The sequence below is a fragment of the Oceanicoccus sagamiensis genome (genome assembly GCF_002117105.1).
In the GTDB taxonomy this organism is placed as follows: Bacteria; Pseudomonadota; Gammaproteobacteria; order Pseudomonadales; family Dasaniaceae; genus Oceanicoccus; species Oceanicoccus sagamiensis.
Window position 1 is genome coordinate 2575124 of the sequence record NZ_CP019343.1, and the last position, 11917, is coordinate 2587040.

Consider the following 11917-nt stretch of genomic DNA (forward strand, 5'->3'; position numbering starts at 1 on the left):
TAGTGTGCCTTTAGCCGCGGCGATTTATACTAAGCGGCCTTGAAACTGTGGAAACCACTATGTCCAAAATATTCCCTGCCGCTACGGTGGTACTTATCCGTGATGGCTGCCAAGGTTTGGAAGCACTGTTACTGCGTCGCTCAACCGCAGTCAGTTTTGCCAAAGGGCACTGGGTTTTTCCTGGTGGCCGAATTGATAAGGCAGATTATCGTGACGACTTGGCGGATATTGAGGGTGCCGCCCGCCGGGGAGCTGTGCGTGAAACTCTGGAAGAAGCCGATTTAGTGGTGAATGAACAGGATATGGTTTATTTCGCCCACTGGACCACCCCACCTGAACACCCCAAGCGCTTTGCCACCTGGTTTTATATTAGCGAAGTGAATGGCGACTCTAATAAAGTCACCGTGGATAATAGCGAAATTGTCGAGCATCGCTGGTATAGCCCCGAGCAGGCATTGGCAGATTTGCAGGGCAAGCATATTGAGATGATGCCCCCACCTTTATCACCCTGACCGAGCTAAGCCAGTGCACCTCGGTGGCTGATGCGCTGGCCATGTATCGCCAGCGCCCGGTACCGGAAATCTTGCCCAAAATGACCCTGACCGAAGCGGGGGTGGTGATGCTCTATCCCGGGGATGCTGGCTATAACGACGGCGACGAGACGGTGGCGGGCCCCCGCAACCGTTTCTGGATGCTGGATGAAGCCTGGCGCTATGAAAAAACACCGGATTAGTTTTACCGCAGCCGGTTAATTCCTAAGGTATTTATCCGACAAAACTGGTAGTGTTCGCCCCCAGATATTGACAGCTTTTGGAGTTTAATAATGAGCAGTAGTTTTCACCCAACCCAACGTACCCTTATGGGCCCAGGCCCTTCCGATGTGAGCCCCCGTGTTCTAGAGGCTTTAGGCCGCCCAACCATTGGCCATTTGGACCCCGAATTTGTCGGTTTAATGGATGAGATCAAGTCACTACTGCACTATGCCTTTCAAACCAATAATGAGCTAACCCTGCCGGTTTCTGCGCCGGGTTCAGCGGGTATGGAAGCCTGTTTTGTCAATTTAGTCTCACCCGGTGATACCGTAATTGTCTGCCAGAATGGCGTTTTTGGCGGCCGGATGAAAGAGAATGTAGAGCGCTGTGGCGGCACCGCTGTGATGGTGGAAGATGAGTGGGGCCAGCCGATTGATATCGCCAAAGTTAAAGCCGCTTTTGAGCAGTACCCCACGGCAAAAGTCCTGGCCTTTGTGCATGCCGAAACCTCAACCGGTGTACAAAGTGATGCCAAAGCCCTCTGCCAACTAGCGACCGATAATCATGCCTTAAGCATTGTTGATACCGTGACTTCAGTGGGCGGTATCAATGTGGATATTGATGGCTGGGGAGCCGATGCAGTTTATTCCGGTACCCAAAAATGCTTATCCTGCGTACCGGGCATTTCACCAGTAAGCTTTGGCCCACGGGCCGTAGCAGCCATTCAAAATCGCGAGCATAAAGTACAGAGCTGGTTTTTAGATATGCAGCTGGTTATGGGCTATTGGGGTGGCAATACCAAGCGCGCCTACCACCATACCGCCCCTGTGAATGCGATGTATGCACTGCATGAATCCTTGCTGATGTTAAAAGAAGAGGGCTTGGAAAACGCTTGGCAGCGTCACCAAACCCACCACGATGCTTTAGTAGCCGGTTTGGAAGCGATGGGTTTATCCATGGTGGTTGATAAAGCACATCGTCTGCCGCAGCTTAACCTGGTTAACCTGCCAGAAGGTGCTGATGATGCTGCGGTTCGTGCTGCCTTACTATCCGAGTACAGCCTGGAAATTGGTGCTGGTTTAGGCGCTTTAGCGGGCAAAGCCTGGCGCATTGGTTTAATGGGCCATGCCTGTAGTAAGAAAAATGTCGTGCTGTGTTTGTCGGCACTGGACAATGTCCTGTCGGCACAGGGCGCAAAGATTAATAGCGGCGTAGCGGTTGCAGCAGCACTGGCCAGCTATTAATTAACATCAGCTTGTTCAAGCGAATAAGCTGATAGTTTGTTTCAAATCAAAGCGTAATATTCTGCCGCCCTTATAGTGAAATAGAGCCACTATATTAGAACCTGGAACCACTATAAGGGTAGGGCCGATGGATCGTCTTGATGAAGAAACCGTTGAACAATTTCACGACAGTTTGGACCGCTGCGGCTCCACCTCAAAATTTCTTGGCCGCTTTTACCAAATCTTTTCTGCCTCATCCCCTGAGGTGGCTGCCCGATTTACCGACACCAATTTCAAGACCCAAATCCGGGCGCTAAAAACCTCATTCTATATGGCTATGCTGGCATCGGATAAAGATTCAGAGGCCTCCGACTATCTGGAACGTATAGCCATGCGGCACAACCATCAGCAGTTGGATATTAAGCCAGAATTTTATACGCTATGGATGGATAGCATGATAGTGGCTGTGAGCGAATTTGATCCGCAGTTTGATCATCATATAGAGCAGGTTTGGCGTCGGTTTATGCAGCCAGCCATTGAATTTATGTCATCCAGATATTAGTTTTACCATGAGACAAGCGAGGGGCTAACGATGAGTGAGCAGAATGAGCACGGTCTGTCCGTAGGTATTTCCAGAGTCAATAATGACTTTTTTCTACAGCTAAAAGTCACCGGTAAACTGACCCATGATGATTACCAAACCTTTATACCGCTACTTGAAAATGCTTTAGGCGGCGTTAACAATCCGCAAATCAATGCGCTGGTCGATTGTCTGGCTCTGGAAGGCTGGGAGCTGCGTGCCGCTTGGGATGATTTTAAGCTGGGGCTAAAACATGGCAGTGAGTTTAAAAAAATAGCGATCGTTGGCAATAAACCCTGGGAGCAATGGGCGGCCAAAATCGGTAGCTGGTTTATCCATGGTGAAATGGCCTATTTTGAAAATCGTGAGGAAGCGTTAAACTGGTTGGGCAGTTAACTCCCCATCAGTGAAAAGGACGCATCACCATGTTTTATATTATTGAGCAGGGTGCCAGAATCAAAACGCCCACCGCGCAATTATTAAAGGCGCGGGGTGTGCCCCAAGTATCCGCCGGTGCCGGTACTTCTGCGATCAGCGAAGATAACCGTGACCCGCTAAAAGCACCCGTTAGTAAAATATCCCAGGACAACCCCTACCAACAACAAAACCTGAAACCGGAGCGTGAACTTGCCCCGGTTATTTACGGTCACCAGATTATGACCTCACCGGTGGTTACCGCATCCATTAATGAAACCATCGAAACGGTATGGAGTTTGTTTGCCAAACACCATTTTCACCACCTGCCTTTGGTCGATGATAAGCAGCAATTATTAGGGATTGTCTCCGACCGCGACCTGTTGCGTTTTGCCGCTAATCAGCAAAAAAACGTGGGTTCCCACCGTATTGAGCAGGTGATGACAAGAAAAGTGATTAGCGCAGCAGCCACGGCGGAGGTGCGTTTGATTGCCGAGGTGATGTGCCGACATGCGATTGGTGCGGTGCCGATTACAGGGGAGGCGGATAGTGACGATAGTCGGGTGCTGGGCATTGTTTCGCGGTCAGATATTTTGCGGACCTTGGTAAACCGGGCACCTTTGGAGCTCTGGGCCTAGGTTTACCTTCCCAAGCCTCGCTATGTAAAGAAAGTTAAATTCCCAGCCCAAAAAAACCAACCTTGATGCATATCAAAAAACCTTTTCCCGCTTGCCCTGATAATCCATAACAACAACAGCAAACCGCAGCGACTAGAGCTAGCAGGAGAGACAAACATGTACATCAACTTTTGGTATGCCATGGCCATGGCGGAAGAAATTACCGCTGATAAACCCTTTAAAGTGCGCCGCTTAGGGCAGGACTTTGTGTTGTACCGTGATGAAGACGGCAGCGCACATTGCCTGCATGATGTTTGTAGCCATCGGGGCGGCTCATTAGGTGATGGCCGTATTCGCGATGGCCATTTGGAGTGCCCTTATCACGGTTGGCAGTTTAATGGGGGAGGTGATTGTGCTTATATTCCCTCCTTAGGTGCTGAAGGGCAAAAAATTCCTGCTCGAACAAAAATCGATTCCTATCCTGTACAGGAAAAATACGGCTTAATCTTTGCCTTTTTAGGTGACCTTCCCGAAGCAGAGCGCCCACCGTTGATGGGGCCGGACTGGAATCCCCAGAACTACGAATACCCGGCAGAAGAATGGCGGGCTGTGGCGATGAGCTGGCCAATTACAGCCAACTACGAGCGCTGTGTAGAAAATGGTATCGACCCTTCTCATAATGAATATGTGCACCGTGCCCACGGTTTTATGGGGGATCGTCAGGATACCTATAAAGTTAACAAGTTGGAGCCCATCGAGCACCAGTGGGGCAATGGCTTTTGGCACCGTTTTTATGCTCCTGCCAGTACCCATGATGTTTTATACAAGGGTGAAGAAGCCAGAGACGGTGAAGGCGATTTAAATGTCAGTGCCGGTCATAGCGGCCCTAACCAGGTCTGGACTTATATTCATATCACCGATAAAAACTGGATGCATCAATATCTCTACGAAACCCCCGTGGATGAAACCCATACCACTGCCTTTAATATTTCCATTTGCAACTTCCTGCCTGAAGAAATTGCCGATGATGATGAAATAAAAGCGATGAATGCCTCGATCGCTGAAGAAGATGTGGTGGTGTTAGAAGGGATCAAGCCGGTTAAAACGCCGGATGATATGACCAGTGAAGTCTTGGTGCCCTCCGATAAAGCGATCTTTGGTTATCGTCAGTTTATTAAAGAGTGGGACCGTCGCGGTTGGCGTATTGATACGAAGGCGGTTAAACGTGATGAGTTGGAAAAAGTGTATGCCATTCCTTCACCGCGTCGTCGCAAAGAAAAGGGCTGGGTGTTTGATACTGTGCCATTAATCCCCGCGGCAAAACCAGAGGAAGTGAAAAAGGCGGGTTAAATATAGGGCTGAGGTTTTGAATGCGTTGTTATTCCCAACTTCGCATACACCCGCGTAGGGTGGATTGTAATCCACCGTTACTGGCAACTCATGGCTGGGCTTAGTGGATGATAATCCACCCTACAATACTCGAATCACTGCGAGAACTCGAAGAGTGATAGAGGTTGTTACGGGAAATGACATGGCTCTTTATTACTCAGAGGGAGGTGCTACCTGTATCCAGCAATGGGTTCTTTGCAGGTACACAAAGTGACAACCAAAGGACTGCACTTCACGTAAATCACCATCCTCTGGTGGATCATAATCTTCCAGGCCCTCCAGCGATAATGCATTGGCCATGGCGGGCTTTTTACAAAATTCCTGCGCCAATTCATTGAGGTGTAATTCCTCCCCAGTCCAAACCATACCGTCACGCTCTACTGGTGAGCTGATTGCATTATCTGCAAAGACAAATACCGCAGAAGTCCCCGCCATTTTCTTATAGACCGAAGGCTGCTCCATATAACACTCCATTTATTACTGTTTGAAAAAATACCAGCTTAAAAAACAACAGCTTAGACAGCGATGATATGCATCAAGGTTTCGGTAGTACTTACCGGCCAGTTGCTGTAAGCTTCACGCCCCGCAGCGGGCTATGGCCCCAGCGTGCCAAACGGCAACTCCCAAGCAGTTTATCGAGTACTATCACAAGAGCAGCATCTATGAGTTTTGACTCCCTGGGTTTATCTGAACCTATTCTGGAAGCGATTAAAAAGCAGGGCTATGACAGCCCGTCTCCGATACAAGCCAAGGCAATCCCTGCGGTGGTTGAAGGCCATGACGTGATGGCTGCGGCGCAAACCGGTACCGGAAAAACAGCCGGTTTTACCCTGCCAATTTTAGAACGTCTTAGCGGTGGTCGCAGCGCCGCCTCAAACCAGGCCAGAGCACTGATCCTGACTCCTACTCGGGAATTGGCAGCCCAGGTGGGCGCCAGCGTTGAAACCTATGGCGCTAATTTACCACTGCGTTCCACCGTAGTTTTTGGCGGGGTAAAAATCAATCCTCAAATGATGAAGCTGCGCAAAGGTGTTGATATATTAGTGGCAACGCCGGGTCGCTTATTAGATTTATACAACCAAAAAGCCGTTAAATTTGATCACTTGGAAGTGCTGGTCTTGGATGAAGCCGACCGTATGTTGGATATGGGTTTTATCCACGATATTAAAAAAATCCTGCGTCTATTACCCAAGCAGCGACAAAACCTATTATTCTCCGCCACTTTCTCCAACGATATCCGTAATCTGGCCAAAGGTCTGGTGCATAACCCGGTAGAGATTTCGGTAAGCCCACCTAACACCACTGTAGAATCTATAGAGCACTGGATTTACTCGGTAGACAAAAATAAAAAGTCGCCGCTGTTGATCGAACTTATCAAAGCCAACCAATGGCCGCAGGTACTGGTATTTTCACGCACCAAGCACGGTGCCAATAAATTAGCCAAGCAATTGACCGGTGCCGGTCTTAATGCCGCAGCTATCCATGGCAATAAAAGCCAGGGTGCTCGTACCCGAGCTCTGGCAGAGTTTAAAAGTGGTGAAGTTCAAGTGTTAGTGGCTACCGATATTGCGGCCCGAGGTTTGGATATCGATCAGCTACCCAATGTTGTTAACTTTGATTTGCCCAATGTGCCTGAAGATTATGTTCACCGTATTGGTCGTACTGGCCGGGCAGGGGCCAGTGGTATGGCGGTCTCCCTGGTGTGTGCTGACGAGTTTAAACAACTGTCTGATATAGAACGGTTAATTGGTGAGCTGCTACCGAGAAAAATCGCTGAAGGTTTTGAGCCCGTCCATGCACTGCCTGAGTCGCGCTTAAATACCAAACCTCACAAGCCCAAGAAACCCAAAAAACCGAAAACGGGCCACCGGGATGGCCAGCGTTCCGGTGAAAACGCCCAGGGCCATAAAAAGGACCAGCGCCAAGGTGCCGGGCAGCAGCAAAAACAGGGCAATGGCAATGCCAGGCCCGCCAATAAGCGCCGCAGACGCAGACCAGCTAGCGGCAACGTCTAAGGTCTAAACTCTCAGCCCTAAACCTTCACCTCTAACCCCCTGTTTTAAAAGGCTTTCCAGAAAGCAGGGTTTTCCTGATCCAGGTCAAAGTGTTCTCTAGCCAGCGTTATAGTATGGCGATAAATAACTGCCTGGTCAGGACAGACACTATGAATATACCTCCGGCTTCTATTGCTAAAGAAAGCCTGGCTGTTACTGGCAGCTCCCCCTCAGCCCTCACGCCCCCAGCCCTATGGGATCAGCAGCTGATTGCCAAATACGATGTGCCGGGCCCCCGTTATACGTCCTACCCAACGGCAGTGCAGTTTGCCGAAGACTATACGATCGAGGTTTATCGTCAGGAAGCATTGGATAATTTACAACAGACCATCTCGCCACTATCACTCTATGTGCATATCCCTTTTTGCCAGAATATTTGTTACTACTGCGCCTGTAACAAAGTGGTGACCGCCGACCGCCGTGCTGCCAGAACCTATCTGGATTACCTCAATAAAGAAATTGAATTGCAATCGCCGCTAGTGGGCAAGCATCGCACGGTGATGCAGTTACATTTGGGGGGCGGTACGCCGACTTTTTTTGATGGCGCGGAGCTAACAGAATTAATGCATCTGCTGGCCAGTCATTATAAATTAACCGATTCTGAACGACGTGAATACAGTATTGAAATTGACCCTCGCACGGTTACCAAAGATAGTTTGGCGCTATTAAAAGGCCTGGGTTTTAATCGCCTTAGTCTGGGAGTGCAAGACTTCGATGAGCAGGTGCAAACGGCTATTAACCGTCGTCAGCGCTACGGTATGATTGAAACCCTGACGGAGGCGGCAAGACTGTACCAGTTTAAATCCGTTAGCTATGACCTGATTTATGGCTTACCCATGCAAAGCCTGCAAACCCTCAGTGCAACCCTGGAAAAGACCATTCAACTGTCCCCCGATCGCATTGCTTTTTATAGCTATGCCCATTTGCCCGAGCGTTTTAAAAGTCAGCGTGCTATCGATCGTTTGGATTTGCCGTCGGCGGCAGAAAAACTGGCCATGCTCTCGTTGATAACTGAAAAACTATTGGCAGCGGGTTATATTCATATTGGTATGGATCATTTTGTAAAACCGCAGGATGAGTTGGCCATGGCTCGTCATGAGGGGAAATTGCAGCGTAACTTTCAAGGCTATTCCACCTGTTTGGCACCAGACTTAGTCGGGCTTGGGGTCTCTTCCATCAGTGCGATGCCCAGTAGTTACTCGCAAAACGAGAGAGTATTGGCTAGCTATTACCAGCGTCTTGACCAGGGAGAGTTGCCGATCGCAAAAGGCTTTAAACTGAGCCGGGATGACCAGATTCGTCGCACGGTCATTGCGCAGATTATCTGCGACTTACAATTGGATATGACGGCGGTTGAAAAGCAGTTTGGCCTTGTTTTTTCCGAGTATTTTAGTCGGGAATTACTGGCATTAAAACCACTCGAAAGCGATGGTCTTATCTATTGGCATGGTGATAAACTGGGGGTGAGTGAACTGGGTCAATTGATGTTAAGAAATATCTGCATGGTCTTTGATAAATACCTGCAACAAGCCGAAGATCAAAGCAGTCCCCTGCGTTTTTCCAGAACCTTATAAGTTAAGGTTTGACATAAACTATAGAGCTGCAGATTAAAAGCCAGGCCACTATTAAAAAAATTAGGAGCAAAAAGCCCATGGTTATTTCAAGTAGTCAAAGTAGCGCCGCCGAGCAGCAAACCTGCCCGCATAATAACGCGATATCCTGCGGCAATTGTCGCCTGGGTACTATTTGTTTGCCACTGGCTCTTGAAGGTGAGGATATCGTTAAACTGGATGAAATTGTCCAGCGCGGTCGCCCGATACAAAAAGGCGATCATCTCTACCGTGAAAGTGATGCTTTTACCTCGGTCTATGCCGTGCGTTCCGGTGCTATCAAAGCCTACCGCCTGACCGGAGATGGTCAGGAGCAAGTGACGGGGTTTTACTTCCCTGGTGAAATTATTGGTATGGATGGTATTAGCAAAGACCAGTATGCCTGTTCTGCCAAAGCGTTGGAAACTTCAGCGGTGTGTGAAATCCCGTTCCATCGGCTGGAGGAGTTGAGCGCCCAGGTGCCCACGATGCAGCGGCATTTTTTCCAGTTGATGAGCCAGGAAATCACCATGGATCAACAGCTGATTACCATGCTCAGTAAAAATAGCGCAGAAGAGCGAGTCGCTGCCTTACTTATAAGCATTTCTGCCCGCAATGCCCGTCGTAAATTATCTAAAACCAGCTTCCGCCTGCCGATGTCTCGCACCGATATAGGTAACTTTCTTGGCCTGACGGTAGAGACGGTGAGTCGTGTTATCAGCCGGTTTAATAAACAGGGTTTAATTACTGTTGAGAGCAAAGAAATTACCCTGCTTGATCTTGACGGCCTAAAAGAAATCGCCAATGTAAAAATGGATTTCTAAAATACGCTGATAAATCTTTCTCTCTATCCTTCTTCTGCCGGCTAACACCTTCGTGATGGCCGGTATTCACTAAAAAAATCCAAATTGGGTACTCAATTATCCGCGAAGCGACTAGACTTGATTTAAGTCATAGTTGTCGTCTTGGCTGGCATTAGAATCACATTTCTTAACACGTCTAATCATCATAATGGGTTTCACTATGAATCAACCCTTTGAACATCCTGTTTATAATTATAGAGTCGTTCGACAGTTTGCCGTGATGACGGTGATTTGGGGTATTGTCGGCATGGGGGTAGGAGTACTGATTGCGGCGCAGCTGGTATGGCCGCAACTAAACTTTGACACACCCTGGCTTACCTTTAGTCGAATTCGTCCCTTGCATACCAATGCAGTAATCTTCGCCTTTGGTGGCAGTGCATTATTTGCCAGTTCGTTATATGTGGTACAGCGTACCTGCCAGGTGCGGCTTATCTCAGACTCCTTGGCCGCTTGTGTCTTTTGGGGTTGGCAGTTAGTGATTTTGCTAACGGCTATTTCCTTGCCTCTCGGTTATACCTCCTCTAAAGAATATGCCGAGATGGAATGGCCAATTGATATCCTGATTACCATTGTCTGGGTGGCTTATGCGGTTTTGTATTTTGGCACCATTACCAAGCGAAAAACCAGCCATATCTATGTGGCTAACTGGTTCTTTGCGGCCTTTATCCTAACCGTAGCCGTGCTGCATGTGGTGAACAGCGCAGCGCTACCGGTCAGTTGGACAAAATCTTATTCGGCCTATGCAGGTACCACCGACGCAATGATACAGTGGTGGTATGGTCATAACGCTGTGGGCTTTTTCTTAACGGCGGGCTTTCTTGGCATTATGTATTACTTTGTGCCAAAGCAGGCAGAGCGCCCGGTTTATTCCTACCGTTTATCCATTGTGCATTTCTGGGCTCTGATCGCCATTTATATTTGGGCTGGGCCACACCACTTACATTACACCGCTTTGCCGGATTGGGCGCAGAGTCTGGGCATGGTAATGTCATTAATCCTGTTGGCTCCCAGTTGGGGCGGCATGATTAACGGCATGATGACCTTGTCCGGTGCATGGCATAAATTGCGTACCGATCCAATTTTACGCTTTCTGGTGGTGTCCCTGTCTTTCTACGGTATGTCTACCTTTGAAGGGCCGATGATGGCAATCAAGACGGTTAACTCTTTATCCCACTATACCGACTGGACCATTGGTCATGTTCACTCTGGTGCTCTGGGTTGGGTGGCGATGGTCTCCATTGGTGCTATGTACCACTTGCTACCGATTATGTTTGGTAAAAAACAAATGTATAGCGTGCAGCTGATTAATTTGCATTTCTGGATGTCGACCATTGGCACCGTGTTATATATCAGCTCCATGTGGGTTAACGGTATTTTGCAGGGCCTAATGTGGCGCGCCTATAACACCGATGGCACATTAACTTATAGCTTTGTTGAATCGGTACAGGCCAGTTACCCCGGTTATCTGGTGAGATTGATTGGTGGTGGTATGTTCTTTGCCGGTATGTTGGTGATGGCCTACAACATGTGGCAAACATCCCGGGCAACCAGCAACGAAAGCGGTGAAGACAATGTAGCCAGCGCTGAAGCGCAAGCGGCTTAAGGCAGGAGAGGTTTTATGAATCATGATTTAGTCGAAAAAAATATTGGCTGGATGTTGGTACTGACCATTGTGGCGATCAGTTTTGGTGGTCTGGTTGAAATCGTGCCGTTATTTTTTCTTAAGGAAACTACTGAGCCGATTGAAGGTTTGGAACCCTTAACCGCACAGCAGTTAGAAGGCCGGGATATTTATATCCGCGAAGGCTGCAATAACTGCCACTCGCAAATGATCAGGCCGCTGCGTTCAGAAACAGAGCGCTACGGTCATTATTCAGTAGCCGGTGAGTTTGTTTACGATCATCCGTTTTTATGGGGCTCTAAGCGTACTGGTCCAGATTTGGCACGTGTCGGTAAGCGTTATAGTGATGACTGGCATCGCGCACATTTAATGGATCCTCGCAGTGTAGTGCCTGAATCCAATATGCCTGCCTATCCCTGGTTGTTTGAAAACACCCTTACTGGTGAGTTAACCGGTGACAAAATGGCGGCACTACGCACTCTGGGTGTGCCTTATACCGATGAAGATATAGCTGGTGCTAAAGAAGCCGTAGCCGGTAAAAAAGAAATTGATGCTCTGGTTGCCTACTTGCAGCAGCTGGGTATTTTATTGAAGCATAAGCGATAGGGGCAGCAAACATGGATATTAATACCCTAAGAGGTTTGGCCACCGTATTCGCCATGATAGCTTTTATTGGTGTCTGTATTTGGGCCTATAGCAAAAAACGCAAGGCGGATTTTGATGAGGCAGCCAATCTGCCTTTTGCCGACGATGATTAAGTCAGTGCAGCTAAATCAGTTCAAGTAAGTCAGTACACAAATCAGTGACTTAACCCT

At 48.5% G+C, this 11917-nt stretch carries 14 protein-coding genes; 13 read left to right on the plus strand and 1 reads right to left on the minus strand.

Annotated elements, in window-relative coordinates:
* The first annotated feature begins 59 nt into the window (after nucleotides 1-59).
* The 7 genes from BST96_RS11745 (at nucleotide 60) to BST96_RS11775 (ending at nucleotide 4936) form a co-directional block, all read left to right on the plus strand.
* Nucleotides 60-512, plus strand: coding sequence for an NUDIX hydrolase (locus BST96_RS11745; protein WP_085758893.1), 453 nt, complete (start codon nucleotides 60-62; stop codon nucleotides 510-512).
* A 23-nt stretch (nucleotides 513-535) separates the two neighbouring features.
* The gene (locus BST96_RS11750; protein ID WP_085758894.1) at nucleotides 536-733 is read left to right on the plus strand and encodes a hypothetical protein; all 198 of its coding nucleotides are present in this window, start codon (nucleotides 536-538) and stop codon (nucleotides 731-733) included.
* Nucleotides 734-823: 90 nt separating this feature from the next.
* Entirely contained in the window at nucleotides 824-1996 is a 1173-nt protein-coding gene (locus tag BST96_RS11755; protein WP_206045330.1) for a pyridoxal-phosphate-dependent aminotransferase family protein, read from the plus strand.
* Nucleotides 1997-2123: 127 nt separating this feature from the next.
* On the plus strand, nucleotides 2124-2537 hold the full coding sequence (locus BST96_RS11760) for a globin (RefSeq protein ID WP_085758895.1): 414 nt from the start codon (nucleotides 2124-2126) through the stop codon (nucleotides 2535-2537).
* A gap of 30 nt (nucleotides 2538-2567) precedes the next feature.
* The gene (locus BST96_RS11765; protein WP_085758896.1) at nucleotides 2568-2951 is read left to right on the plus strand and encodes a SpoIIAA family protein; all 384 of its coding nucleotides are present in this window, start codon (nucleotides 2568-2570) and stop codon (nucleotides 2949-2951) included.
* Nucleotides 2952-2980: 29 nt separating this feature from the next.
* Complete coding sequence (locus BST96_RS11770) at nucleotides 2981-3607, plus strand: CBS domain-containing protein (RefSeq protein WP_085758897.1); 627 nt, start codon at nucleotides 2981-2983, stop codon at nucleotides 3605-3607.
* A 156-nt stretch (nucleotides 3608-3763) separates the two neighbouring features.
* On the plus strand, nucleotides 3764-4936 hold the full coding sequence (locus BST96_RS11775; protein WP_085758898.1) for an aromatic ring-hydroxylating dioxygenase subunit alpha: 1173 nt from the start codon (nucleotides 3764-3766) through the stop codon (nucleotides 4934-4936).
* A 192-nt stretch (nucleotides 4937-5128) separates the two neighbouring features.
* Here BST96_RS11775 and BST96_RS11780 read toward each other — a convergent pair whose 3' ends face one another.
* Nucleotides 5129-5437 (minus strand): hypothetical protein, encoded by a 309-nt coding sequence (locus tag BST96_RS11780; protein ID WP_240554792.1) that lies wholly within the window; start codon nucleotides 5435-5437, stop codon nucleotides 5129-5131.
* A gap of 200 nt (nucleotides 5438-5637) precedes the next feature.
* Between BST96_RS11780 and BST96_RS11785 the strand changes: the two genes are divergently transcribed.
* The 6 genes from BST96_RS11785 (at nucleotide 5638) to BST96_RS11810 (ending at nucleotide 11860) form a co-directional block, all read left to right on the plus strand.
* Nucleotides 5638-6990, plus strand: coding sequence for a DEAD/DEAH box helicase (locus tag BST96_RS11785; protein WP_085758899.1), 1353 nt, complete (start codon nucleotides 5638-5640; stop codon nucleotides 6988-6990).
* A gap of 149 nt (nucleotides 6991-7139) precedes the next feature.
* Nucleotides 7140-8603: an oxygen-independent coproporphyrinogen III oxidase gene (gene hemN / locus BST96_RS11790; RefSeq protein WP_085758900.1), complete on the plus strand. Its 1464-nt coding sequence runs from the start codon at nucleotides 7140-7142 to the stop codon at nucleotides 8601-8603.
* A 77-nt stretch (nucleotides 8604-8680) separates the two neighbouring features.
* Nucleotides 8681-9442, plus strand: coding sequence for a fumarate/nitrate reduction transcriptional regulator Fnr (fnr, locus tag BST96_RS11795; protein WP_085758901.1), 762 nt, complete (start codon nucleotides 8681-8683; stop codon nucleotides 9440-9442).
* Between the two features lie 199 nt (nucleotides 9443-9641).
* Nucleotides 9642-11084 carry a cytochrome-c oxidase, cbb3-type subunit I gene (gene ccoN / locus BST96_RS11800; protein ID WP_085758902.1) on the plus strand — a complete coding sequence of 481 codons (1443 nt, stop codon included), beginning with the start codon at nucleotides 9642-9644 and terminating at the stop codon, nucleotides 11082-11084.
* A 15-nt stretch (nucleotides 11085-11099) separates the two neighbouring features.
* Nucleotides 11100-11708, plus strand: coding sequence for a cytochrome-c oxidase, cbb3-type subunit II (ccoO, locus tag BST96_RS11805; RefSeq protein WP_085758903.1), 609 nt, complete (start codon nucleotides 11100-11102; stop codon nucleotides 11706-11708).
* Between the two features lie 11 nt (nucleotides 11709-11719).
* Nucleotides 11720-11860, plus strand: coding sequence for a cbb3-type cytochrome oxidase subunit 3 (locus BST96_RS11810; protein WP_085758904.1), 141 nt, complete (start codon nucleotides 11720-11722; stop codon nucleotides 11858-11860).
* The last annotated feature ends 57 nt before the right edge of the window (nucleotides 11861-11917 follow it).

Coding starts and splice junctions, on each gene's coding strand:
- BST96_RS11745 (WP_085758893.1), top strand. CDS start 60: ATGTCCAAAATATTCCCTGCCGCTACGGTGGTACTTATCCGTGATGGC.
- BST96_RS11755 (WP_206045330.1), top strand. CDS start 824: ATGAGCAGTAGTTTTCACCCAACCCAACGTACCCTTATGGGCCCAGGC.
- BST96_RS11760 (WP_085758895.1), top strand. CDS start 2,124: ATGGATCGTCTTGATGAAGAAACCGTTGAACAATTTCACGACAGTTTG.
- BST96_RS11765 (WP_085758896.1), top strand. CDS start 2,568: ATGAGTGAGCAGAATGAGCACGGTCTGTCCGTAGGTATTTCCAGAGTC.
- BST96_RS11770 (WP_085758897.1), top strand. CDS start 2,981: ATGTTTTATATTATTGAGCAGGGTGCCAGAATCAAAACGCCCACCGCG.
- BST96_RS11775 (WP_085758898.1), top strand. CDS start 3,764: ATGTACATCAACTTTTGGTATGCCATGGCCATGGCGGAAGAAATTACC.
- BST96_RS11780 (WP_240554792.1), bottom strand. CDS start 5,437: ATGGAGCAGCCTTCGGTCTATAAGAAAATGGCGGGGACTTCTGCGGTA.
- BST96_RS11785 (WP_085758899.1), top strand. CDS start 5,638: ATGAGTTTTGACTCCCTGGGTTTATCTGAACCTATTCTGGAAGCGATT.
- hemN (WP_085758900.1), top strand. CDS start 7,140: ATGAATATACCTCCGGCTTCTATTGCTAAAGAAAGCCTGGCTGTTACT.
- fnr (WP_085758901.1), top strand. CDS start 8,681: ATGGTTATTTCAAGTAGTCAAAGTAGCGCCGCCGAGCAGCAAACCTGC.
- ccoN (WP_085758902.1), top strand. CDS start 9,642: ATGAATCAACCCTTTGAACATCCTGTTTATAATTATAGAGTCGTTCGA.
- ccoO (WP_085758903.1), top strand. CDS start 11,100: ATGAATCATGATTTAGTCGAAAAAAATATTGGCTGGATGTTGGTACTG.
- BST96_RS11810 (WP_085758904.1), top strand. CDS start 11,720: ATGGATATTAATACCCTAAGAGGTTTGGCCACCGTATTCGCCATGATA.